Annotated in this window: 20 protein-coding genes; 9 read left to right on the top strand and 11 right to left on the bottom strand. The window is 60.4% G+C overall.

Annotated elements, in window-relative coordinates; all coding sequences use genetic code 11:
• The first annotated feature begins 10 nt into the window (after nucleotides 1-10).
• Entirely contained in the window at nucleotides 11-964 is a 954-nt protein-coding gene (locus L3X40_RS05550; protein ID WP_237364771.1) for an L-threonylcarbamoyladenylate synthase, read from the top strand.
• A 2-nt stretch (nucleotides 965-966) separates the two neighbouring features.
• Here L3X40_RS05550 and nudC read toward each other — a convergent pair whose 3' ends face one another.
• Together nudC and mutY are read right to left on the bottom strand one after the other, a co-directional pair.
• Nucleotides 967-1860: an NAD(+) diphosphatase gene (nudC, locus tag L3X40_RS05545; RefSeq protein WP_237364770.1), complete on the bottom strand. Its 894-nt coding sequence runs from the start codon at nucleotides 1858-1860 to the stop codon at nucleotides 967-969.
• Entirely contained in the window at nucleotides 1860-2903 is a 1044-nt protein-coding gene (gene mutY, locus L3X40_RS05540) for an A/G-specific adenine glycosylase (RefSeq protein WP_237364769.1), read from the bottom strand. Before mutY ends, nudC begins: the two co-directional genes overlap by 1 nt.
• Nucleotides 2904-2940: 37 nt before the next feature.
• On the opposite strand from mutY, the gene L3X40_RS05535 reads away from it, so the two are divergent.
• From L3X40_RS05535 to smc, 4 genes are all read left to right on the top strand, one after another.
• Nucleotides 2941-3489, top strand: a complete 549-nt coding sequence (locus L3X40_RS05535; protein WP_445177157.1) for a DUF721 domain-containing protein — start codon at nucleotides 2941-2943, stop codon at nucleotides 3487-3489.
• Nucleotides 3490-3532: 43 nt separating this feature from the next.
• Nucleotides 3533-4228: a DsbA family protein gene (locus tag L3X40_RS05530; protein ID WP_237364767.1), complete on the top strand. Its 696-nt coding sequence runs from the start codon at nucleotides 3533-3535 to the stop codon at nucleotides 4226-4228.
• A gap of 46 nt (nucleotides 4229-4274) precedes the next feature.
• Nucleotides 4275-5033 (top strand): thioredoxin domain-containing protein, encoded by a 759-nt coding sequence (locus L3X40_RS05525; RefSeq protein WP_237364766.1) that lies wholly within the window; start codon nucleotides 4275-4277, stop codon nucleotides 5031-5033.
• Nucleotides 5034-5146: 113 nt separating this feature from the next.
• Complete coding sequence (gene smc, locus L3X40_RS05520; RefSeq protein WP_237364765.1) at nucleotides 5147-8587, top strand: chromosome segregation protein SMC; 3441 nt, start codon at nucleotides 5147-5149, stop codon at nucleotides 8585-8587.
• Nucleotides 8588-8622: 35 nt separating this feature from the next.
• On the opposite strand, the gene L3X40_RS05515 is transcribed toward smc, so the two are convergent.
• From L3X40_RS05515 to L3X40_RS05495, 5 genes are all read right to left on the bottom strand, one after another.
• Nucleotides 8623-9912, bottom strand: coding sequence for an adenylosuccinate synthase (locus tag L3X40_RS05515; protein ID WP_237364764.1), 1290 nt, complete (start codon nucleotides 9910-9912; stop codon nucleotides 8623-8625).
• Nucleotides 9913-9914: 2 nt separating this feature from the next.
• Complete coding sequence (locus L3X40_RS05510; protein WP_237364763.1) at nucleotides 9915-11045, bottom strand: ATP phosphoribosyltransferase regulatory subunit; 1131 nt, start codon at nucleotides 11043-11045, stop codon at nucleotides 9915-9917.
• Nucleotides 11042-11434: an endonuclease domain-containing protein gene (locus L3X40_RS05505; RefSeq protein WP_237364762.1), complete on the bottom strand. Its 393-nt coding sequence runs from the start codon at nucleotides 11432-11434 to the stop codon at nucleotides 11042-11044. Before L3X40_RS05505 ends, L3X40_RS05510 begins: the two co-directional genes overlap by 4 nt.
• Before the next feature lie 46 nt (nucleotides 11435-11480).
• Nucleotides 11481-13061 carry a phosphoglycerate dehydrogenase gene (gene serA, locus L3X40_RS05500; protein ID WP_237364761.1) on the bottom strand — a complete coding sequence of 527 codons (1581 nt, stop codon included), beginning with the start codon at nucleotides 13059-13061 and terminating at the stop codon, nucleotides 11481-11483.
• Between the two features lie 125 nt (nucleotides 13062-13186).
• Nucleotides 13187-14344 carry a phosphoserine transaminase gene (locus L3X40_RS05495; protein ID WP_237364760.1) on the bottom strand — a complete coding sequence of 386 codons (1158 nt, stop codon included), beginning with the start codon at nucleotides 14342-14344 and terminating at the stop codon, nucleotides 13187-13189.
• 245 nt (nucleotides 14345-14589) lie between these two features.
• On the opposite strand from L3X40_RS05495, the gene L3X40_RS05490 reads away from it, so the two are divergent.
• Both L3X40_RS05490 and L3X40_RS05485 read left to right on the top strand, forming a co-directional pair.
• Nucleotides 14590-15258, top strand: coding sequence for an extensin family protein (locus L3X40_RS05490; RefSeq protein WP_237364759.1), 669 nt, complete (start codon nucleotides 14590-14592; stop codon nucleotides 15256-15258).
• A 55-nt stretch (nucleotides 15259-15313) separates the two neighbouring features.
• A complete protein-coding gene (locus L3X40_RS05485) occupies nucleotides 15314-16192 on the top strand; it encodes an LOG family protein (protein ID WP_237364758.1) in 879 nt (292 codons plus the stop codon).
• Between the two features lie 83 nt (nucleotides 16193-16275).
• Here the strand turns inward: L3X40_RS05485 and L3X40_RS05480 are convergent, their stop codons facing one another.
• Nucleotides 16276-16890, bottom strand: coding sequence for a c-type cytochrome (locus tag L3X40_RS05480; RefSeq protein ID WP_237364757.1), 615 nt, complete (start codon nucleotides 16888-16890; stop codon nucleotides 16276-16278).
• 139 nt (nucleotides 16891-17029) lie between these two features.
• Between L3X40_RS05480 and L3X40_RS05475 the strand changes: the two genes are divergently transcribed.
• Complete coding sequence (locus L3X40_RS05475; protein WP_237364756.1) at nucleotides 17030-17935, top strand: prephenate dehydratase; 906 nt, start codon at nucleotides 17030-17032, stop codon at nucleotides 17933-17935.
• A 31-nt stretch (nucleotides 17936-17966) separates the two neighbouring features.
• On the opposite strand, the gene polA is transcribed toward L3X40_RS05475, so the two are convergent.
• Together polA and L3X40_RS05465 are read right to left on the bottom strand one after the other, a co-directional pair.
• The gene (gene polA / locus L3X40_RS05470; RefSeq protein WP_237364755.1) at nucleotides 17967-20750 is read right to left on the bottom strand and encodes a DNA polymerase I; all 2784 of its coding nucleotides are present in this window, start codon (nucleotides 20748-20750) and stop codon (nucleotides 17967-17969) included.
• A 117-nt stretch (nucleotides 20751-20867) separates the two neighbouring features.
• Entirely contained in the window at nucleotides 20868-21935 is a 1068-nt protein-coding gene (locus L3X40_RS05465; RefSeq protein WP_237364754.1) for a serine hydrolase, read from the bottom strand.
• A gap of 262 nt (nucleotides 21936-22197) precedes the next feature.
• On the opposite strand from L3X40_RS05465, the gene L3X40_RS05460 reads away from it, so the two are divergent.
• A complete protein-coding gene (locus L3X40_RS05460) occupies nucleotides 22198-23049 on the top strand; it encodes an alpha/beta fold hydrolase (RefSeq protein ID WP_237364753.1) in 852 nt (283 codons plus the stop codon).
• Here L3X40_RS05460 and sppA read toward each other — a convergent pair.
• Nucleotides 23046-24926: a signal peptide peptidase SppA gene (sppA, locus tag L3X40_RS05455; RefSeq protein ID WP_237364752.1), complete on the bottom strand. Its 1881-nt coding sequence runs from the start codon at nucleotides 24924-24926 to the stop codon at nucleotides 23046-23048. The two genes, L3X40_RS05460 and sppA, sit on opposite strands and share 4 nt — an antisense overlap.
• Between the last annotated feature and the right edge of the window lie 165 nt (nucleotides 24927-25091).

Below are 25091 nucleotides of genomic sequence, written 5' to 3'. Positions count from 1 at the left end.
GCGCCCAGTTGTGACCAGCTCAAACCCGCCCTTTTCAACGCAAATGTGCCGCTACGGCATGGCCGCGTTGCGCGATGCGGCAGACCTGATCCGGATGGGCCAGACGGTCGCCATAACCACGGAAACCGTTTACGGCCTTGCCGCCGACGCCACGAATCCCGACGCGGTGGCGCGCATTTATGCCGCCAAGGGTCGACCAAGCTTCAACCCGCTAATTGTGCACGTTGCTGACATGGATATGGCACGAAGCATAGCACATTTTTCACCGCTTGCAGAGCAGCTTGCCGCTCGTTTCTGGCCCGGACCGCTGACGCTTGTCCTGCCGCTGCGTAACGATAGCGACATTGCTTCTCTGGTGACGGCGGGCCTTTCCACCATCGCGCTGCGTTGTCCCGCACACCCCGCGATGCAGGGCCTGATCCGGGAAAGCGGCCGCCCCCTTGCCGCACCATCGGCCAATGCCAGCGGTTCGATCAGCCCGACAAGAGCAAAGCATGTGGCGGCCAGCCTGAATGGACGAATCCCAATGATCCTTGATGCCGGCCCCACGGAACAGGGGCTGGAATCTACAATTATCGTGCCGGAAGACAGCTCCATAAGGTTACTTCGCCCGGGTCCAGTGACGGTGGACATGTTGGAACAATCGACAGGCCTTCGCGTCACGCGGACAGATAATGGCAAAGTCGAAGCCCCCGGACAGCTATCAAGCCATTATGCCCCGGCCAAGCCACTGCGCCTCAATGCCGCATCGGCGCGCTCGGGTGAATTTATGATCGGCCTTGGCACGATGGCATGCGATTTCAATCTGAGCGAGAGTGGTGACCTGACGCAAGCGGCATCACGCCTGTTTGACGCCCTGCACCGTGCCGACGCCAGCCCCGCCGTCGCCATCGCCATCGCCCCGATCCCGGCGGACGGCTTGGGTATGGCCATCAATGACCGATTGATACGCGCGGCGGCCTAAAGTCAGGCCTGTTCTCGCCCATCAATCCAATGCCGCAACAGCGTATGCGCCACAGCCATCGGGGGCGGCGCCATGAAAGGCGCATCGGTTTCGCCCGCAAGAGCCGCACGGACCCCAGCGGCATCAACCCATTTCGCATCCTCGATCTCGGTCGTATCGAGGGTCAGCGTCGGATCGTCGGTGTGCCCGATACATGCAATCATCAACGATGACGGAAAAGGCCAGGGCTGACTGGTGATATAGCGCACACTATGCACGCGAATGCCTGCTTCCTCCCACAGTTCACGCGCAACTGCTTCCTCGATCGTCTCACCCGGTTCAACGAAACCCGCCAGCGCCGAATAGCGTCCGGCGGGAAAGCGTGCCTGCCGCCCCACCAATATCCGGCCATCATGTTCGGCCAGCATGATAGTGACCGGATCGACACGCGGAAAATGTTCCGCCTCGCATCCGACACATCTTCGCGACCAACCGGCTTTGACAACTTCGGTCGGCATTCCGCAGTTGGCGCAAAAGCCGTGGCGCTTGTGCCAATCGATCACGCTGCGGGCACAACCATATAATGCCAAGGCCTCAGACTTGAGCAGCTGCGCAAGTTCCCACACGCGCGGCGCAAAGGTTCCGGCATGGGGGATATTCGGGCTGATCTCCGCAAAGACCGGCCCTGCCTCATCCATTCCAAGCAGGATGAAATCGTCCGGCACACGGCCGGGGGAAAGACTGGCCCAAGCCAGATCGCCATCCTCACCTAATACTGGATCAAGGCCATCGAGTACCAGCAACCGTGCGCGCGAATCGGCGAATGCTTCTGCCAGAAGCGCAGGATTGGTGCGCACTTGATCCGCCCGGTCGAGAACGCCCCCTGTAAAACCTGCGTTCCCGGACATAAGCTGCATCAGGCAATCTCCTCCATCACGGCCCATGCGGCCTTGGCAAACAATGTCGGCAATCCCGCATCGTTCATTGCGTCTATCGGCCACCATTCCCCCGCTTGGCCAGTCATGCAATCTCTTTCGATATGCAGCCACTCAACCTGAAGGTTCAGGGCAAAATGAGTAAAGACGTGCACGATCGGCGCCGCTACCCGGTTCCACTGCCCTGCAATGGGGGGCGCATAGTCCGGTTCCTTGTCCCAGGCAGAGGTCGGCAGCGCCCGCATCCCCCCCAGCAATCCCTTGCCCGGGCGGCGGATGAGCCAGACATGGCCGTCATTCTGCATCCACCAGACATAGCCGTGCCGTTCAGGCCGTGCCTTCCTTGCCGGTTTGACCGGAAAGCCCGTGGGATCGCCTGCCGCATAGGCCGCGCAGTCCGCGTTCAGGGGGCAGAGCGCGCACAGAGGATTGCGGACCGTGCACACCGTTGCGCCCAGATCCATCATCGCCTGCGCAAAATCCCCGGCGCGCATATCGGGCGTGATCCTGTCAGTCGCCGTGCGAATCTCTGTCCGCGCCTGGGGCAGCGGCGTGCCAATCGCAAACAGCCGCGCTACGACTCGTTCGACATTGGCATCGACCACGACGGCCCTCTTTCCAAAGGCGATGGCAGCGATGGCGGCGGCGGTATAAGCGCCAATACCCGGCAGCACCCGCAGCGCCGCCTCGTTCGCAGGAAAATCCCCGCCATGTTCCTTCGCCACGATCCGGGCGCAGGCGAGCAGATTACGTGCTCGTGCATAATAGCCAAGCCCTGCCCATGCCGCCATCAACTCGGCTTCGTCCGCATCGGCGAGCGCCATCACATCGGGCCATCGCACCGTAAATTTTTCGAAATAGGGCTTTACCGCCGCCACCGTCGTCTGCTGCAACATGATTTCGGACAACCAGACGCGATATGGATCAGCCGCATTGGCGCCCGGTGCCGAACGCCACGGCAATGTCCGTGCATGACTATCATAATGGGCAAGCAGTCTGACGGATATTCCGCTTGTCTGTTTCATGCTGATTTGGTCATCGACGGGCATACCCCGCTATGCCATGATGCCGACGATGACGAAACGCCCCGACAAAAAATCCCCTGCGGATCAAAGGCCGCGCGGCGGGCCTGCGCGCAATATTGCTGACATCGTCCCCAATATCGGGCGCGCGGCTTTCCGGCGCTTCGGCTTTGTTCAAAGCAGCATCGTCACCCGCTGGGACGAAATTGTCGGTAGCAAATATGCTGAAGTGTCCGCACCTGAATCGATTCGCTTTCCCGTCGGTCAAAAAGCGGGCGGCACATTGAGCTTGATCGTGGCAAGCGGCTTTGCCCCTATGATGCAACATGTACTGCCGGAGATTGTCGAACGGGTGAATCGCTTCTTCGGCTATAATGCCGTCGCCAAGGTGGCGATGCGGCAGGGAACAGTCGAACCGCAGGGAGGGGACATCGAACGCCGCCCGCCGCCCAGGATGCTCCGGCCCATTCCTGTCGAATTGGGCGACAGCCTGCGCGACATCGGCGATCCCGAATTGCGCGCAGTGCTGGAATCGCTTGCACAGGGACTTGCCAATTCCAGCGGACCGCCCAAAATTGGCGAACGCTAGTCCCGCCAGCTCCATATTTGTTGACCAATAACGGACCTCTCCAATGATCGGCTTTTCCAGAATATCAATCCTGGCTGGCGCTGCGCTCTCGCTGATAATGGCCCCTGCCGTGTCGGCGCAAAAAGTCGATTGGGCAAAGCGCTACAGCATGTCGAACATCGGTGGTTTCATCATGGGCAAGCCCGATGCGGGGACCAATCTGGTTGAATATATCAGCTATACCTGCAGCCATTGCGCTGCCTTCACCCAAAAGGCTGCCGCTCCACTCCATGTTAACTGGGTCAGCAAGGGCACGCTCAACATCGAAATCCGCAATGCCGTGCGCGACCGGTACGACCTGACGGCGGCCTTGCTCGCCCGTTGCGGCGGCCCTACGAAATTCTTCGGCAACCATGATGCGCTCATGGCCAATTTCGACAATTGGATGAAGCAGGTCGTGGCCTATAACGACGCTAACAAGGACAAGCCGCCGTCCGCCAGCATCGACGATACGATGGACGATATCGCCGCAAGCACCGGTCTCTATACTCTGTTGCAAAAGCGTGGCTTCACCCCGAACCAGCTCAAGATCTGCCTTGGCGACACCGGCGCACGTGACAAGATTCTTGCCATGACGAAGCAGGCATGGGGAGAACTGAAGATCAGCGGCACTCCCAGTTTCTCCGTCAATGGCCGCCTGCTGGCCGATGCGCATGACTGGAACTCACTGGAACCCGCATTGCCCCCTGCAGCCAACTAAAGTAGATGCACAGTCACAAGAACAATTTTTCGGAGCCATATCTTCCATGCAGAAACTGACCGGCCTTTCCCCACTGATGCTGGCCCCGCTGGTACTGGCGCTGTCGCTTGTCGCATGCGGTGACAAGAATGCATCATCGGACGCAAAGACAAACGGCGCACCTGTCGCCGCGGTTGCCGCGCCTGCCGGAACGAGCTGGGCCGATATGGTCAAAGCGACACCCGAAGGCGGCTTTGTCATGGGCAATCCCGATGCGCCGCTGAAAATAGTCGAATTCGCATCGCTGACCTGCAGCCATTGCGCCGATTTCTCGGAAAACGGTTTTCCGGTGTTGCGCGACAAATATGTGAACACGGGCAAGGTCAGCTATGAACTGCGCAATTATGTGCGCGATCCGCTGGACATGACGGGGGCTCTGCTTGCCCGTTGCGGCGGCGCGGAGCCTTTCTTCCCGCTTTCCGAGCAGATTTTCGCCTATCAGCCCACTCTGTTCGAAAAAGCACAGGCAATGGGCGAAGCGACCTATAAAGCTGCGGTGGAAGCCCCGGCGCAAGAGCGCTTTGTAAAACTGGCTCAGAACGTTGGCCTGATCGAATTCGTCATGCAGCGCGGTATCAGCGAGGATCAGGCCAAACAGTGCCTCGCCGACACCAAAACTGCCGAAGCATTGGCCGATGGGGTGCAAAAAGCCAGCACGACCTATAACATTGAAGGAACGCCGACCTTCCTCATAAACGGGACGAAGGTCGACAATGTCGCATCCTGGCCACTTCTGGAGGCCCAATTGCGCGAAGCGGGGGCCTGATTGCAGCCGGGGGGCGCTTTTTTAAAGAAATGTCATGCTGAACCTGTTTCAGCATCCATGAACGCAGGCCCGCGCGCTTTTCCATCCGCATTTGGCTCGGGGATGTCCGCCCCATGCAGATAAAGCGCCTCAAGCTCTCCGGCTTCAAAAGCTTCGTCGATCCGGCTGAACTGCGGATTGAGCCGGGGCTGACCGGCATTGTCGGACCCAATGGCTGCGGCAAGTCCAATCTGCTTGAAGCGATCCGCTGGGTCATGGGCGAATCCAGCGCCAAATCCATGCGCGGCGGCGGCATGGAGGATGTCATCTTTGCCGGCACCGCAACCCGTCCGCAACGTGACTTTGCCGAAGTCGCCATATTGGCCGAACGCGAAGTCCATGAAATCACCGGTCCCATTGCCGCGACGCAAGCGGGCGAGTTGGAGGTCATGCGCCGCATCGAACGCGGCGCGGGCAGCGCGTATCGCGCCAACGGCCGTGATGTGCGGGCCAAGGACATTGCTCTGATTTTCGCCGATGCCGCCACCGGCGCGCACAGCCCGGCGCTCGTCAGCCAAGGCAAAATCGCCGCCGTCATTTCCGCCAAGCCCGCTGAACGGCGCATGATGCTGGAGGAAGCCGCCGGGATCGCTGGGCTGCATGTCCGCCGCAAGGATGCCGAACAGAAACTGCGCGCCACCGAGACCAATCTGGCCCGCCTCGATGACATATTGGCCGACATGGAAAGTCGCGCCGGCGCCTTGCGGCGACAGGCCAGGGCGGCCGAACGCTATACCCGGTTGACCGAACAGATCCACATCGCCGAAGCGCGCCTGATCTACGCCAGGTGGCGGGATGCCGCCAAAGCCGCCGAAATTGCCCGCGACGAAGCAAAACGGGCCGAAACGCTTGTGACGCAAGCGCAAGAGGCGCAACAGGCTGCCGCCGCTTACCAGAACGAAGCCGTCAAGCAGCTCGCCGTCCGGCGCACCGAAGCCCAAAAAGCGCGCGATGCCGCCAATGAAGCGGGTCACAAACTTGCCTCTCTGCGCAGCGAGCAGGCTTCCCTGATCCAGCGCCGCACCGATCTGGAGGCGCAGGCGGTCAGGCTGGACGAAGACAAGGCTCGTGAAGGCTCCCTTGCCCATGACGCCGCCGAAGCCATTGAGCGACTGAACGCAGAGGTCGAACAGATCGCCGCCCGCGTCAAGGAAACCGAATCCATCCGTCCGGATTTCGACGCTCGCATCGCCCGCGCCGACAGCGCCGCCCGTGACGCCGAACTCGATCTGGCCAAGGCGATGGCGAAACAGGCGAGTGAGCAAGCCGAACTGCGCGTTGCCCATGCCGCCCTCAACGCAGCGCAAACCCGCCTTGACCGCACCGCGCGCGACCGGCAACGCATTGAGCAGGAACTCGCCGACCTTGCGCAAGCCGCGCCGCTGGAACAAGCGCGCGATGCCGCGCTGGACCTTCAGGACCGCGCCCGCGCCGAACGCACGCAGGCCGAAGCCGCCATCGCGCAGGCCGAAAGCGACCGCATCGCTGCTGCAGATTCCCGGACCGCCGCTGAATCTTCGCTGTCTTCTGCCAAGGCTGCGCTCGCGGCCCTCGACAGCGAGGCTGCGGCCCTCCGCAAGGCCGTGGATACGTCCGGCAACCGCAACCGCGCGCTTGACCGGATCAAGGCGGCTCCGGGCTATGAACGCGCTCTCGCCGCTGCCTTAGGCGATGATCTGGAAGCCGCCATCGGCGCAGAGGGTAAGCGCCACTGGATCGGTGCAGCGCGGGAGGATGGCGATCCCGCTATCCCTGCCGATTGCACCTCGCTGGCCGATCATGTCACTGCGCCGAGCGAACTTGCCCGCCGTCTCTCGCAAATTCTGGTGGCGCAAGGCGATACGGGCCAGGCCCTTGCCGTTGGTCAACGCCTGGTCACTTTGGACGGCCAGTTGCGCCGCTGGGACGGATATATCGCCATCGAAGGCGGCGCGGCGGCGGCAGAGCGCCTCATCCGCCTCAATCGCCTCGATGCCATAGAGGCCGTGCGCCCCGCAACGACGATGCAGGTGGATACTGCTACCGCCAGCCTCACCTCCGCCGAAGCTCTGGCGCGAACAGCCAATGAATCCCTTGCCTCTGGCCGCGCCGATCTCAACCGCGCCGACCAGATGTTGCGCGATGCCCTGCGCGCCGCGGATGAAGCCGCGCTGGCGCTCGACCGGTTGAAGGGCCGGCGCGATGAACTGCAAGTACGTCTTGCCGAGGCCACAACCGATCACCGCTCGGCACAGAACGAGTTCGAAGCCGCCCAGACCGCCAGCGCCAACCTGCCCGACGGCAGCGAAACCGCCAACCTTGTCACCACGCTTCAGCAATCGAGCGAAAAAGCCCGACTGGCCGTCAGCCAGCTTCAGGCCGAACAGGCCATGACCGATCGCGCATTGGGCGCGGACCGGGACCGCCTGACCGCCGCTCAGTCCGAAATCAAAAGCTGGCGGGCACGTGCAGGCGAGGCCAGCCGTCGTATGGAGGACATGAGCCGCCGCGCCACCGACATCGCGGAACAGCGTGAAGCCCTTGATGGCAAACCCGAAGCGGTGGCCCGTGCCATCGCCGCACTTGATGAAAGCAGCCACGCCCTGCTGGAAACCGCAGAGGCTTGTCAGGCCGGCGAACGCGCCGCCGAGGATATCCTCCGCCAGGCCGAAACCCGCCACGCCCAAACCGGCGAAGCGCTCGCCGCCGCGCGAGAGGCGCGTGCAGGAGCGATTGCCCGCGCAGAAAATCAGGAACAGCGCCGCATCGAAATGGGACGCATTTCGGGCGAACGCTTCGAATGTCCAGCACCGGTTCTACCCGAAAAACTCGGCTTTGACAGCGCCGATGTCCGCGACGCAGCACAGGAATCCGAAACGCTGGAAAAACTCACGCAGGACCGCGAACGCATCGGTCCGGTCAATCTCGTCGCTGCGCAGGAACTTGCCGAACTGGAGGAAAGCCAGACGAAAAGCCGCGCCGAAAGCGATGAGCTGATCCAGGCCATCCACCGCCTGCGCGGTTCCATAGGCAGCCTGAACCGGGAAGGCCGCGCCCGGTTATTGACAGCTTTTGAGGCAGTGGACGGCCATTTCCAGCGCCTCTTCACTGCCCTGTTCAATGGCGGTCAGGCGCATCTGAAACTCGTCGACAGCGACGATCCGCTGGAGGCTGGCCTTGAGATCATGGCCCAGCCGCCGGGCAAGAAACTGTCCACCCTGACGCTGCTGTCCGGCGGGGAACAAGCGCTGACCGCCATTGCCCTGATCTTCGGCCTGTTCCTCACCAATCCAGCCCCGATCTGCGTATTGGATGAGGTCGATGCGCCATTGGATGACGCCAACGTCGAACGCTTCTGCGATCTGCTCGACAAAATGGTGCAGGACACCCGCACCCGTTACCTGATCGTCACCCACAACGCCGTCACCATGAGCCGCATGCATCGCCTGTTCGGCGTCACCATGATTGAAAAAGGCGTGAGCAGACTGGTGTCGGTCGATCTGGGCGGGGCAGAGGAACTACTGGCGGCGGAGTAAAGGGCATAGTTATCAGGAAACTAGCTCGATTTGCCTCAATCGGCGAACGGATCATGCACCAGAATGGTGTCGTCGCGCTGCGGCGATGTGGACACAAGCGTTACGGGGCATTGGATCAGTTCCTCGATACGGCGGATATACTTGATCGCCTGCGCGGGAAGTTCGGCCCAACTGCGCGCGCCTGCAGTGGTTTCGCTCCAACCCTCGATCGTTTCATAAATGGCCTCTACGTTAGCCTGATCCTGGGGGTGGGGCGGTAGATAGTCATAGATTTTGCCACCAAGGCGATAGCCGGTGCAGATCTTGATTTCGTCCATGCCATCCAGGATATCGACCTTTGTCAATGCGATGCCGTTGATACCGCTCACCGCCGCAGACTGGCGCACCAGCACTGCGTCGAACCAGCCGCACCGCCGCTTGCGTCCGGTATTGACGCCGAATTCATGACCGCGCGTGCCAAGCAACTCGCCGATTTCATTATCCTGTTCGGTGGGAAACGGGCCGGAGCCTACTCGGGTTGTATAGGCCTTTACGATTCCCAGCACAAAGCCTGCGCCGCGTGGACCAAGCCCCGATCCGGATGATGCCGTGCCCGCCACCGTGTTGGACGATGTGACGAACGGATAGGTGCCATGATCGACGTCGAGCAGCACGCCCTGCGCGCCTTCGAACAATATACGGTCGCCGCGCCTGCGTGCTTCGTTGAGCGCCAGCCAGACGGGCTTGGCAAAGGGCAGGACGAAGGGCGCAATGTCACGAAGTTGTGCCATCAACGCGTTACGATCCACCGGCGGCTCGCCAAAGCCGGCGCGCAGCGCGTCATGATGCGCGCACAGCCGATCGAGCTGCGGCCCCAGATCGTCAAGATGCGCCAGATCGCAAATGCGGATGGCGCGGCGACCCACCTTGTCTTCATAGGCGGGGCCGATGCCCCGACGCGTGGTGCCGATTTTGCCCGCGCCGCTCGCATCTTCACGCATCGCGTCGAGATCGCGATGGATGGGCAGAATAAGCGGCGCTGTTTCGGCCACCTGCAACACATCGGGTGTTACCTCGATGCCCTGTTCGGCAATCTTTGTAACCTCGTCACGGAAATGCCACGGATCGAACACGACGCCATTGCCGATCATCGACAATGTGCCACGCACGACGCCGGAGGGCAGCAGTGCCAGCTTGTATGTTTTGTCGCCAACGACAAGCGTATGACCGGCATTGTGCCCGCCCTGAAAACGCACGACGCAATCGGCGCGCTCGGCGAGCCAGTCGACAATCTTGCCTTTGCCTTCATCGCCCCATTGCGCGCCGATAACCGTTACATTGGCCAAGTTCAGTTCCTCAATTCTATCGGCGTATCGCCATTCAAACTATGTGAGCAGCCAAGCGCGACCGCATCGTCGCTTTCCGACAATGCGGCTATGGTGCGCCAGCCCGCCTTGCGTAACTCTGCCGCGCGGGCCGGGTCATGACCCATTGGCAGGAATAGTCGTGCGCAGTCTTTCCCGCCCAGACCCGCATCGATCAGCGGGTCGGGATAGAGCGAAAAGCCGATGGCGGGTTCCGATGTGCCGTCCGGGTGCGCGATCATATAGGTGCCGCCGCGTCCGATTTCGCCGACAAACCCCCCGGCAAAGAGCGAAAAGCCAAACCATGTTTGATATTCAAAGCTGTGGCGCTCGGTTGGGTCGAGCGTCAGGGTGATGTCATCATGGATCGGTTTCGCAATGGCGCGCAGGCCTGCAATGCGGCTTTTGAGCGCGCCGCTCGCGTCGAGTGCTTCCAAGCGGTTCATTGCGGCATGGAAGGAGCCTGTGGCTTCAATAAGCGGCAGATAAGCAGCCGGACCAGCGCCAAGCGCTGCCAATGCGCCGGCATCCTTTGAATCCAGGGCAGTACGGACAGCGGGTATTTCGTCACTGGTCAGCGGGAATTCCTCCCGCGCCAAGGTATCGATGAGGTCTGGCAGCGTAAAATCGACGGTGATGTCGGAAACGCCCGCAATCTCCAGCGCCTCGATCGCGATGCTGACGATCTCTACAGCGGCAGCGATGTTGTCCGTACCGACCAGTTCAGCGCCGACCTGCATACTTTCGCGTTCCGGGCGAAGCTGATTAGCGCGCAATTTAATGACTGGCCCGGCATAGCACAGACGCAACGGTCGCGCGGCCGACGCCAGGCGTGTCGCGGCGATGCGGCCGACCTGCGCCGTCATGTCGGGGCGGAGCGCCAGCATGCGTTGCGATACCGGATCGACAACGCGCAGCAAATCCTGCGCTCGTGCGGACTGCAGGCGGGCGACGAGGTTCTGTTCAAATTCGGCCAGTGGCGGCATGACCCGCTGATAGCCATGGCTCGATACTGTATCGAGGACATGGCGGACGAGGCGTGCAGACGCTTCTGCTTGCGGCGGCAGACGGTCGCTCAACCCCTCTGGGAGCAGTCCGGGCGGAATCCTGGTCATGGCGTTTCTCCCTCCCCCCTCGGGGGGAGGGTTGGGGAGAGGGGGGAAGCGTTTAACGCTTCGGCTATCGCGGTCAGCACTCCCTCCATATTCATCAGCACCTCATGATTAGTGAAACGGATCATCCGATATCCCAGTGACTCAAGAAATTTGGTCCGGTCCGCGTCATAGCGCGTCTTGTCGGAATGTGTATCCCCGTCAACCTCAATGATAAGCTTTACAGCTTTTGAAGCAAAATCGACAATATATGGGGCGATGATCGTTTGACGCGTGAATTGCTGATTTTCGAATCGGTTGGCGCGGAGTTCGAGCCAAAGGTTGAGTTCGGGGCGCGTCGGGTTGGCGCGCATTTGTTTTGCACGTTCCTTCAGCGTTGGTTCAAGACGCATCGCTGTCCCCCTCTCCCAACCCTCCCCCCGAGGGGGAGGGCTTTATTCAAACGAAGTGCAACTGCTTGACGGTTTTGACACCTTCCAGATTGCAGATCGCCCACATGACGGGTTCGGGCACTTCTTGATCGACGGAAAGCAAGAGGATCGCTTCGCCGCCCATATTGCGGCGGCCTAGGTGGAACGTGCCTATGTTGACGCTGGCTTCGCCCAGGGTTGAACCCACACGGCCGATGAAGCCGGGAACATCCTCATTGACGATATAGAGCATGGTGCCTTTCAAGTCGGCCTCTACCTTGATGCCGAACAGTTCAACCAAACGGGGCGCCTTGTGCCCGAACAGCGTGCCCGCAACCGAGCGTTCACCGCTGGCGGTGGTGACGGTGACGCGCAGCAGCGTCTGGTAATCACCTTCGCGATCGTGACGCACCTCGCGCACGTCAAGGCCGCGCTCCTTGGCCAGATAAGGCGCGTTCACCATGTTGACTGTATCGGAATAGATACGCATCAACCCGGCAAGAACCGCAGCAGTGATAGGCTTTTGATTCAGTTCGGCGGCATGGCCTTCTGTTTCGATGGACAGGCCCTGAATATTTTCACCGCCCAACTGACCGACGAGCGAACCCAGTTTTTCGGCCAGTTCCATATAGGGACGCAGCTTGGGCGCTTCTTCGGCCGACAGGCTGGGCATGTTGAGCGCATTGGTGACGCCGCCCGACAGCAGATAGTCGGACAGTTGCTCGGCGACCTGAATGGCGACATTGACCTGCGCTTCGTTGGTGGATGCGCCAAGGTGCGGGGTAGAGACGAAATTGGGCGTGCCGAAAAGCGGGCTTTCCTTGGCCGGTTCGCTGACAAACACGTCGAGCGCCGCACCGCCGATATGGCCGCTATCAAGGCCTTCCTTTAACGCTGTTTCGTCAATCAGGCCGCCGCGCGCGCAATTGATGATCCGGACACCCGGCTTGGCTTTGGCGAGGTTTTCACGGCTGAGAATATTGCGCGTCTGATCGGTCAGCGGGGTATGCAGCGTGATGAAGTCGGCGCGTGCGAGCAGGTCCTCCAGCGACACTTTCTCCACGCCCATTTCAACGGCGCGTTCAGGCGTAAGGAAGGGATCGAAGGCAACGACCTTCATTTTGAGGCCGAGCGCACGGTCGGCGACGATCGAGCCAATATTGCCCGCGCCGATCAGGCCCAGCGTCTTGGACGTCAGTTCGACCCCCATGAAGCGGTTCTTTTCCCACTTGCCCGCCTGGGTCGATGTGTCGGCTTCCGGCAACTGACGGGCGAGCGCGAACATCAGGGCGATGGCATGTTCGGCGGTGGTGATCGAGTTGCCGAAAGGCGTGTTCATCACGACGACGCCCTTGGCCGAAGCCGCGGGGATATCCACATTGTCGACCCCTATTCCGGCGCGGCCCACCACCTTCAGGTTGGTCGCGGCTTCCAGTACGTCGGCGGTAACCTTCGTTGCGGAACGGATGGCGAGGCCATCATATTGTCCGATGATCTTGATCAGCTCGTCTTTGCTGAGGCCAGTGATTTCATCAACTTCGACGCCGCGCGCACGGAAGATTTCGGCGGCCTTGGGGTCCATCTGATCGGAAATGAGAACTTTTGGCATTTTGATTGTCCTTTCTCTCCCTCTCCCCTTCAGGGGAGAGGGCCGGGGAGAGGGGGAGGGTCAGGAAAGAGCCGGTTACAGGCCCCTCTCCCAACCCTCTCCCCTGAAGGGGGGAGGGCTATTAATTAACCGCGCGCTGCGGCCCAGGCCCAGTCGAGCCAGGGACCAAGCGCTTCGATGTCGGCAGTATCGACGGTCGCGCCACACCAGATGCGCAGGCCCGGAGGGGCATCGCGGTATCCGGCGATGTCAAAGGCCGCGCCTTCCTTTTCAAGCAGACCGGCGAAGTTCTTGATAAAGGCTTCGTCGGCGCCCTTGACGGTCAGACACACGCTGGTCTTTGACCGGCTGGCGGAATCGGCGGCCAGATGACCCAGCCAGTCGCGCTCCGCCACGATCTTGTCCAATGCCGCGGCATTGGCATCGCTGCGCGCGATCATTCCTTGCGCGCCACCAATCGATTTGCCCCATTCAAGCGCGAAGATCGCGTCTTCAACGGCCAGCATCGAGGGGGTATTAATGGTTTCGCCCTTGAACACGCCCTCAGCAAGCTTGCCCTTGGAAACCAGACGGAACACCTTGGGCAGCGGCCAGGCGGGGGTGTAGGTTTCAAGCCGCTCGACCGCGCGAGGGCCAAGGATCAGCACGCCATGCGCGCCTTCGCCGCCCAGTACCTTTTGCCAGGAGAAGGTGGCGACGTCGATCTTGCTCCAGTCGATATCATAAGCGAACACCGCGCTGGTCGCGTCGGCGAAGGACAGGCCTTCGCGGTCTGCCGGAATCCAGTCGGCATTGGGCACGCGCACGCCAGACGTGGTGCCGTTCCAGGTAAACAGCACGTCATTCGACCAGTCGACCGCATTCAGGTCGGGGAGCTGGCCATAATCGGCGCGGATGATGGTTGGGTCGATCTTGAGCTGTTTGGCGGCATCCGTCACCCAGCCTTCGCCAAAGCTTTCCCATGCCAGCGTGGTGACAGGACGCGTGCCCAGCATCGTCCACATCGCCATTTCAAAAGCGCCGGTATCGGATCCCGGCACAATGCCGATGCGATGCGTATCGGGCAGACGCAGCAGTTCGCGCATCAGGTCGATGCAATATTGCAGGCGGGTCTTGCCGATTTTCGAACGGTGCGAGCGGCCCAGCGAATCGGTGGCGAGCTTTTCAGCGGCCCAGCCGGGCGGCTTGGCGCAGGGACCCGATGAGAAATAAGGGCGTGCTGGTTTTGTGGCGGGTTTTGCAGGAAGCGCAACGGCTTCCGCGGTGCGGGTAACGTCATTCATGTTCAGTCTCTCCTCACAGAGAGCACGCGCTGCGTTGGGACAGCGTGGCCCGCCGACGCTCATAGAGGCGGAGGAAAGATTGTCAAGCGAGACCGGAGCTACCCTTGCAGGAGTCGCCCGCCGGTACTGGAGCATCCTCGATGGCTGAACGAACTTGCTAAATATCCGTTTATCCACGATATGTTGCCTCATATTCATGCGGCCATGGTTATATGGAAAGCATGATTGCGATATGAGTTTCAGGGATGATCCGGGGCCGAAGAATCAGAAAACGGGGAATCAGAAATGGAGCGCTGTTTGCGCTGATCCTGCTGTTGGCGGGATGCGGATCGGGACCTGATCGGCGATCCGGGCTGCCCACTTCGCATGCACCCACATCTGCCCAGGCGCGCCAGTGTCTGGCTGATCTTCGGCGCACGGGGATCAGTTTCACGCCCTTGCCGGATCGATATTTTGGCGGCGGGTGCAATGCGATCAACAGCGTCAAGCTGCTCGACATCGGGACGCCGGTCTCAAATCTGGGCGCAATGACATGTCCGCTCGCGGAGAAATTCGTCGGCTGGGCGCGCTATGGGGCGCAGCCGGCGGCGCGGTTTATTCTGGGCAGCGAGCTTGTGCGCATCGAGACCTATGGCACCTATGCCTGCCGCAATATGAACGGCAATATGTCTGGTAATCTGTCGGAACACGCACACAGCAACGCGGTGGATGTGTCGGCCTTCATACTGGCGGATGGGCGCAGGATCAGTGTCAAGGACGGCTGGCAGGGGGACGATCGTGCGCGGCAATTCCTGCGCGTCATTCATGATAGCGCCTGCAAGCGATTCCGTACCGTGCTCAGCCCGGACTATAATGCCGCCCATCGCGACCATTTCCATTTCGATATGGGCGGCAAAGGAACCTATTGCCGATAAGGAATCTTGACCCGCGATATTGGAATTGAAACTTTTTCCGCCTACATTGAAATGAATGACAAACAAGGAAATCGCCGAGCGGAAATTCCGCCGTGCTTCAGATGACGCCAGTTCAGCAAAACTGGCCGTTTCCACCCCTCAAACCGGTAGCGCGGCCTATACACTCGCCTTTCAGGACAATGATTTTCTGCTGCGGGAAGATTTGCGCCCGGTCCGGTTCCAGCTTGAGTTGCTGAAGCCTGAATTGCTGATGGATGAAGCGCGGATCGAATCGACCTTCGTCTTTTACGGATCTGCGCGCATTCCTCATCCCGATCATGCGCAGGCGCTGATCGATGCGGCGCAAAGTAATGCAGCACGCAAGGTTGCCGGGCGCCTCGCCGCCAAGGCCAAATATTGTGAAGAGGCCCGCCAGCTGGCCCGGATCGCCAGTCAGTTTCCGGTGACGGACGATGGTTGCCGTAATTTCGTCGTCTGTTCGGGCGGCGGCCCATCGATCATGGAAGCGGCCAATATGGGCGCGCATGAAGTGGGAGCGGAATCGATCGGACTGAACATCGTCCTGCCCCATGAACAGGCGCCCAACCGGTATGTGACGCCGGAACTCAGTTTCCAGTTTCACTATTTCGCGCTGCGCAAGATGCATTTCCTGTTGCGGGCGCGGGCGCTGGCGGTGTTTCCTGGCGGGTTTGGGACGTTCGACGAATTTTTTGAAACGATAACGCTGATCCAGACCGGCAAGATGAAGCCGATCCCGGTGCTTTTATTCGGCCAGGAATTCTGGAACCGCGTCGTCGATTTTGAGGCGCTGGCGGAAGAAGGAACGATCAGCCCGGAAGATCTCAATCTTTTTCACTTTGTCGAAACGGCGAAAGACGCTTGGGAAATCGTCGAGGCTTTCTATGAGGATGAGAGCTTTCCGAGATGTGAGTGATCCCGCGCATAAGCTGTTACAGCGCATCGCCCATCAATGTACGAATCGTAATATCGCCCGCAACCGCCTTGGCCGCACCCTGATCAGTGCGCGGCTGCTACAGTCTTGCCTTCGACCGGAGCTGCGGCATTTTCAGCGGGAGCAGCGGCGGCTTCCGGCTCTGCAGAAGCGGCCTCGGGAACGGGCAGCGGCAGGTTGGAGCCTTGGGCGTTCATATAGGCAATGACGTTGGCGCGGTCTTCGGGATTGCCGAGGCCAGCAAAGGTCATCTTTGTGCCCGGCGCAAATTTGCGGGGGCTTGTCAGCCATTCGTCAAGCGCCTCGAACGTCCATTCTCCGCCCTTGCTCTTCAACGCATCGGAAAAGGCAAAACCGGCCTTGCCTGTGCCGATCTCTTCACCGACCACGCTATAGAGGTTGGGACCAATGCCGTTCGCGCCGCCCTGGTTGACGGTGTGACAGGCTATGCACTTCTTGAATACGCCTTCGCCCTTGGCCGGGTCCGCGCTGGCCAGCAAGGTCGCGATGGAGGGACCGGCAGCCGCTTCGCCACCTTCGGCTTCGACGCCTTCGATCGGGTAGCCCATGTTTTCGGGCCGTTCCTCATGAAACACCTTTCCACTGACTATTCCGGCGCCCAGGGCGATGATGCCTCCGAACAAGACCCAGCCAGCAATGGTATTGGAACGATCGACCATGCGCCTAAATTCCTCCGATGAATGTTCCTGCGCCCCTTGAGAGGCGCGTCCGCGTTAGCGCGCTCCCTTAATGAAGCAATTGCGAACGTGCAAGCGGTGCTTGCGAATGCCGTAATCTGCCCCTAAGCGCTCTTCCATCATGGAAAATTATCCTCTTCCAGCCCGGCGCCTTGTCGAGGAGATGACGGCGAAGGCCGCGGCCGATACTGCGCGGGCCATCGCTTATCAGGGCGCACCCGGCGCTAATTCGCATTTGGCGGCCTTGGGTTTTGCTCCTGATTGCATCGCGCTTCCGTGCTTTTCTTTTCAGGATGCAATCGATGCTGTGCGCGAAGACCGCGCCGCGCGCGCGATCATTCCGATTGAAAATTCGCTGCATGGGCGCGTGGCGGATATGCATTTTCTGCTCCCCGAGTCGGGGCTTTCGATCGTCGATGAATATTTCCTGCCGATTCATCACTGCCTGATGAGCGCGGATGACGCGCCGGTCAAAAGTGCAATCAGCCATGAACAGGCGTTGGGGCAGTGCCGTCACTATCTGCGCGAAAAGGGTATTCAGCCCATCGCCTATGCCGATACCGCAGGCGCGGCTGCACTGGTGGCCGAACGCCGGGAACCGGGCGCGGCGGCGATCGCGCCCAAATTGGCGGCAGAGATTTACGGCCTGAAACTGCGCGCGGAAAATATCGAGGACAGCGGCGATAATATGACGCGCTTTGTCCTGCTGTCGAAGGATGCGACAATACCGGCGGATGGCGGCCCGGTCATGACGACATTCCTGTTCGAGGTGAAGAATGTTCCCGCCGCGCTCTACAAGGCGATGGGCGGTTTTGCCACAAATGGTGTCAACATGACCAAGCTGGAAAGCTATCAGCGTGGCGCCAGTTTTGCGGCCACGGAATTCTATGCCGACATTGAAGGCAAGCCCGGCGATCCGGCAGTCGACCGCGCGCTGGACGAACTGAAATTCCACAGCAAATGGGTGCGGATCTTGGGAACGTATCGGCAGGCGCGGTCAAGGCCCATGGCTGAAGATAGCAAATAATCCATCCTTGGCGAGCATGTGCATTGCCTGCCTAATGTGCCGCGCCCCAACTTGGCCCGGTCCCAATCTCGACTCCTAGCGGGACTGTCAGCTTCACCGCCGGTTCTGCCGCGCCTTCCATGACTTTGCGGATGACCACGCTGGCCGCTGCCACATTGGCTTGCGGTACTTCGAAGACCAGTTCGTCGTGGACTTGCAACAGCATTTTCACATCGTACAGACTCGCCGCCTCCAGCGCGGGCCCCATGCGGACCATGGCGCGTTTGATGATGTCGGCGCTGGTGCCTTGAATGGGGGCGTTGATGGCGGCGCGTTCGCTGCCCTGACGTTCGGCCTGATTTTTGGCGTTCAGGCGTGGGAACCAGGTCTTGCGGCCAAAAAGCGTCTGAGTGAAGCCGGTTTCGCGGGCGGTTTCAAGCGTGTAGGTAATATAATTGCTGATGCCGGGAAAGCGTTCGAAATAGCGGCTGATCATGGCTTGCGCCTCATCGGGCATGATCTCCAGACGCGCGGCAAGGCCCCAGCGGGAAATGCCGTAGAGGATCGAGAAGTTGATTGTCTTTGCCCGGCCTCGCGTGTCGCGGTTGACTTCGCCGAACAGTTCCAGCGCGGTGGCCGCGTGAATATCCTCGCCCCGAGCGAATGCGGCCTTGAGCGCAGGAACATCGGCCATATGCGCGGCAAGACGCAGTTCGATCTGGCTGTAGTCGGCGGCCAATATGACATTGCCCGGTTCGGCGACGAAGGCATGGCGGATCTGGCGACCGATCTCGGTACGGATCGGGATATTCTGCAGGTTGGGGTCGGTTGAACTCAGCCGCCCGGTTTGCGCGCCCGACAGGCTGTAGCTGGTGTGGACACGCCCCGTGGTCGCATTGATCTGCTGTTGCAGCGCATCGGTATAGGTGCTCTTGAGCTTGCTCAGTTGCCGCCAGTCGAGCAGCTTACGTGCAATCGGCACGCCGTCTTTCTGCAAGCGCTCCAGTTCAGTGACATCGGTGGAATAGACGCCGGTCTTGCCTTTGCGTCCGCCCTTCAGGCCCAGTTTCTCGAACAATATTTCGCCAAGCTGCTTGGGGCTGCCGATGGTGAATTCGATGCCTGCTTCGGCATGGATGTCCTTCTCCAGCGCCGCGATTTCGTTCGCAAATTCAGCTGAGAGGCGCGCCAGATGCTGGCGGTCTACCTTGATCCCGGTGCGCTCCATTTTCGCGACGACTGGCACGAGCGGGCGGTCAACCATTTCATAGACGCGCGTCACGCCCTCCTGTGGCAGGCGGCTCTTGAAACACTGCCAGAGGCGGAACGTGACGTCCGCATCCTCGGCGGCATAGGCGGTCGCCTTGTCGAGCGGGACTTCGGCGAAGCTGATCTGGCTCTTGCCGGTGCCGCAGACCGATTTGAAGCTGATACATTCATGGTCGAGATGGAGCTTGGCCAGTTCGTCCATGCCATGCCCATTCTTGCCGGCATCAAGATCGAAGCTCATCACGATGGTGTCATCGAACGGTGCGATTTCCAGCCCGTGGGCGGCCAGCACGCTCATGTCATATTTCAGGTTCTGGCCAATTTTCAGCACGCTGTCGTCGGCAAGCAACGGCTTGAGTTTAGCTATGACCAAATCGAGCGGCAATTGTTCGGGCGCATCGCTGAACATATCCGCGCCGCGATGGCCGACGGGAATATAGCAGGCCTTGTTCGGTCCGGTTGCAAGGCAGATGCCGACCAACCGACCGGTCACGCAATCCAGACTGTCGGTTTCGGTGTCGATGGCGATCAACCCTTCGGCATGGGCTGCGGCGATCCAGCGGTCGAGATCAGCCTCAGACTTCACGGTTTCATATTGGCCGTGGTCGATGGCGGGTCCAGCATCCAGTCTTGGCGCCTGCGGCTCCGCGCGTTCGGGCGTCGATGCGGTTGCGGCAATGACGGCGGCAGGAGCCGCGCCAGTGTTCAGCCGCGCCAGCAGCGAATTGAAGCCATGATGCTCCAGAAAGGCCTTCAGCGGTCCGACCGGAATGCCATCCAGGGCCAGGTCTTCCAACGGTTCTGGCAGCGGCACTTCGCTGTGCAGTTCGACAAGCTGGCGTGAAAGCCGCGCCATGGCTGCATGCTGGATGAGGTTTTCCTGCATCTTCGATTTTTTCATCTGCGGCGCGGCGGCCAGCACGCTTTCCAGATCGCCATATTCTGCAATCAGCTTTGATGCGGTTTTCGGACCAATGCCCGGTACGCCCGGCACATTGTCGGCACTGTCGCCCATCAGCGCGAGAACGTCGCCCAGCTTTTCCGGGCTGACGCCGAATTTTTCCAGCACGATTTCGGGGCCGTTGCGGACATTCTTCATCGTGTCCAGCATGTCGACGCCCGGTTGGATCAGTTGCATCAAATCCTTGTCGGATGACACGATGGTGACGTGCCAGCCTGCCGCCAACGCGGCCTTGGTATAGCTGGCGATGATGTCGTCCGCTTCAAATCCCGCTTCCTCGATACAGGGGAGGGAGAAGGCGCGGGTAGCATCGCGGATCATCGGGAATTGCGGGACAAGATCTTCGGGTGCAGGCGGGCGGTGCGCCTTGTACTGGTCGTACATGTCGTTGCGGAAGGTCTGCGAGCCTTTGTCGAGGACGACCGCCATGTGGGTTGGCCCCTCCGCCTTGTCGAGCGCATCGGCCAGTTTCCAGAGCATCGTCGTATAGCCATAGACCGCACCTACAGGTTGGCCATGAATATTGGTGAGCGGCGGCAGGCGATGATAGGCGCGGAAAATATAGCCGCTGCCATCGACGAGATAGAGATGCTTTTGTTCGATCATGGCAGCGACATAGCGCAGCGCCCTGCGAAGGGAAACAGCAGAGCGTGGTTGCGCATGCCTAATCTGTGCTTATGGCTTTCACGCGATGTTGACGAGCTGGATCATGCGGCAGACTTGTCAGTTCCTGTCGTGATTGGCTGCCACCGCCCGTGACACCGCCTGCATCAGTTCCCAACGCTTGGGGATCGGCACGGTCGTGCTGCCGATCATAACGGCGACGGCGTAGCTGGTGCCATCGGGTGCGGTCATGATGCCAATGTCATTGTAACCGGTCGAACGCGGGGCCAGATCCTGTCCCGTGCCGGTCTTGTGAGCATAGGTCCAGCCGTGCGGCACACCGCCCTTGATCCGCTGCGGCCCGGTACGCGCGCGCTCCATAGTCGACAGCAGCAACTGAGTGGAGGATGGCGAAAGCAGGTCGCCGCGTTTCAGCTTGGCAAGCGCGCCGACAATGGCGACGGGCGCAGCGCCATCGGGCGGATTGGCCAGATATTTATCCAACGCGCGTTCCCGCACCGATCGCGGCAGATTCGCCCGCGCGGTATAGAAATTGCGGCCCAGCGAATAATTGGGGTTCCAGTCCAATCCGGCTGTAGTGCTTTGCAACAGCCGTTCTCCGGGACCAAAACGGATGTTGGCGATGAAATTCTTGCCCAGAAACGCCCGGATCGCATCGGGACCGCCAACAGTGCGGAGCAGCTTGTCATTGGCGGTATTGTCGCTTTGCTGCATGGCGCGGGTGAACAGGTCCGATAGCGTGGTTTTATACCCGTCCCGGTTGACCATGGCAGCCAGCGGTTGGTGGAACAGGGTCAAATCCTGTTTCTGGACGACTGTGGGAGAATTGAGCGACAATTTGCCGCGATCAACCGCATCGAGCACGGTCATCGCCACCCAAAGCTTCGACACGCTTTGCTGTGGGAAAAGGCTGGTGCCGTTATAATCCACTACCCAGTCTGCATCGACGCGCTGAACCGCTATACCCACATGACCGTCAAAATTCCGGCCCAGATCGTGAATGATTTTGACGAGGGCGGGGGATGGCTTGTTGCGCGGATTATAATCGGGAATACGCTGGGGCGGATTGACCGGGACACGGCTGGCAACGGCGGGCTGCGGCGGTCCTTCGGGAATGATGGCGGCTGAACAGGCGAACAGCGTCGCGGTGGCCGTGATTATAGCCACGCCTTTTGCCAGATGCCCCAATCCCGACCGTTTTCCCCGACTTGTATTGCGCACTGAAAAAATGCCCTCCGTCCTGCTGGTTTTCTCCCGCGGAAACAGTAACGCACGAATCTCCGGTGTGCGAGAGTTTGCGATGAATGATTCCACAAAAGCGATGGATAGAAGCTTAACGGCATGCAAAATATGATCAGGAAGCACAGGAGTCAGCCCCTGTTCAAGACGGCGATGCAACAGAGTGGTCATGACGCGTGAGAGTATGGATATGACGAGGCCTGACCGGCGGCAGATAATGGCAGCTGTGCTGGCTTTTGGCACGCTCCTGGTTCTGCCGGGAGGCGCACGGGCGGCACAGCCTTTCGCCTCACGCAGAATATCAGTGACGACGCAGGGGACCGGGCCGGATGTCGTGCTGATCCCCGGCCTTGGGTCTGCGCCTTCGATCTGGGAGGGCGCGATCGCGGCAACGCCCGGTTACCGCTATCATCTGGTGCAGATGAAAGGCTTTGCCGGAACGGGGGCAGAGGGGAACGCGACCGGCCCGGTCGTTACGCCGGTTGCTGAAGAAATAGCGCGCTATATCGCCATGATGGGGCTGAAACGACCGACCGTCATCGGCCACAGTATGGGCGGCACATTGGCGATGATGCTGGCGATCCGGCATACGGCATCGATCGGCAAGCTGATGGTCGTGGATATGCTGCCGTCAGGGGCCGGCATGGTGGGTGGTACGGCAAGCGGCATGGGTGCTTTTGCGCAGCAATTGGGCGGGTATTTTTCGAACACCAAGGGCGGGCGACAGATGTTTCGGCAGCTGATGGGCATGTTCGGACCGGATGCCGCGGATAATGATCCGGATGTCATGGCGGCAGCCCTGCAGGATCTGGCGAAGATCGATCTTGGACCTGAACTGGGCAAGATCGCAGCGCCGATGACGGTGGTGTACGCAACGCCAGCCGACGCCACCCAGCGCGCGGCCACAGTTCAGCGTTTTGCGTCGGCGTATGCCGGGGCAAAGACGGTGCGCCTGAAAGCGATAGGGCCGAGCGGCCATATGATCATGTTCGACCAACCCACGCGCTTCGCTCAGGAAATGCAGGCATTTTTGCGCGGTTAGAATATACTCCACAGATAGTCGATCAACCGCCTTGATTGTATGTCGTTTGTGACCTGCGGAAGGGCACCCCGGCATTCCAGACAATCGGCGCGGATGGCGCTGCCGGTTAACAGGTTACGGACATCACTGACTGCCTGAAGCGCAAGCTGTTGTCGCAGCCATGCCTGCTTGCCCAGCCAGTCCTGCGGGATGGCCGCGCTCTGGTCGTCATTGTTGGAGAAATATTGTTCGAGCAGTGTCGAGAAATAGTCCGGCTTTTGCTCGATGAAGACCGGGCGCGCCGTGGCCGGGTCCAGTTTGGCAAGCTTGGCGGCCTGTGCAATGGCGTCCTCAAGGGAACCAAAGCCATCGACGAGGCCGAGCTGCCGCGCCGTGCCGCCATCCCAGACGCGGCCTTGCGCGATAGTGTCGACATGTTGGGGCGTCATCTTGCGGGCGCCAGCGACCAGTCCGACGAAACGGCGATAAATATCCTCGACGCCCGCTTGTGCCAGCGCATCGAATTGCGGGCTGAAGCCGCCTGCGACATCCGGTTCACCCGACAAGGGCGTCGTCTTTATGCCATCGGTCGTAATGCCGATCTTCGCCAGAGTGTTTTCAAAACTGGGCAAGATGCCGAACACCCCGATGGAGCCGGTGATGGTGGACGGTTCGGCGATGATCCTGTCGGCTGCGGTGGAAACCCAATAGCCGCCGCTGGCCGCGACATTGCCCATGGACGCCACCACCGGAATGCCGCGTGCTTTTGCATCCGTAAGGGCGCTTCTGATCTGTTCCGACGCCAGTACCGATCCGCCGGGGGAATCGACACGCAGAACAATGGCCTTCAAATCCTTCTTCGCCAATGCGTCGTGGATCAGGTCCGCGATAGTCTTGCCACCTGCGGTGCCGGGATCGGCCTCCCCATCGACGATGTCGCCTGCGACGGTCACTACGCCAATCTTGCCGTTATCCTTTATGGGATAGGCCGATACATAGGCGTCATATTTTATCTGTTTGTAGCTGCCCGGCAATGAGTCATCGCCTGCACCGGCCAATTCCGCCACACGCGCGCCAAATGCGGTGCGGTCTCCCAATTTGTCGGCAAGGCCGACGTTCAGGGCTGCCTGGGCAAGATTGCCTTTGGCCGCCTTTGCCGCGGCGAGTGGATCGTTCACATAGGCGGCAAGTTTTGCACCAGGCCGCGCCTTGCCCACTTCATCGCGCCAATTCTGCCAGATCGTGTCATAGACGGCCTGCATGGCCCGACGCGCCTCATCGGACTGATCCTTGCGAATGAAGGGTTCGACGAAGCTCTTATATGTGCCGACGCGATAGACATGGGTATTCACACCCAGCTTGTCGATCAGGCCCTTGTAATAGAGCCGCGATCCACCGGGACCGGAAATCATCACGCCGCCAATGGGGTTGATCCAGATTTCTGACGCATGGGCCGCGAGTTGATAGCCGTCGTCGGTATAGGCGGTGGCAAAGGCAAGTACCGGCTTTTTTGCGGCACGCGCGCTATCGAGGGCTTCGCCGACGCGGCTTAATGCCACCTGTCCGCCGCCCACGAAGTTGTCCAGGTCAAGGACGATGGCTTTTACCTTGTTGTCCTTGCCCGCGACTTCGATAGCGTGGACGACGTCGCGCAGGCGATATTCGCGCGTCGGGGCGCGATTGCTGGCGATCAGGTCGAAGGGACTTTCCTGATGCGGCTGTTCGACTATGGCGCCGTCCAGTTTCAGGACCAGCGCGCCGCTGCCGATCATTGCGGGTGGCTTGGGCGACAAGGACAGCGCGGCATAGAGCGCCCCAAAAAAGAGCAGCATGAACAGCAGGACCAGCCCGTCCTTGATCGCCATCAATATGCGCCAAACGGCTTTCACAAAGGCCAAGCGAGTGCTCCTTGCCAAACGTCAATCTCTGTTTCCCGGCCTATCCCATGCACGCCCGGGCCGCAATGTTGTGTTTTTCTTCTGCGCGCCCTTGACCCGGCGCATCAAGCGACCATATGAGGCCCGTTAGCACTCTACTTGCATGAGTGCTAACAAGGATTCAGG

The organism is Rhizorhapis sp. SPR117 (assembly GCF_021742065.1).
This window is presented reverse-complemented; position numbering and strand designations above follow the sequence as displayed.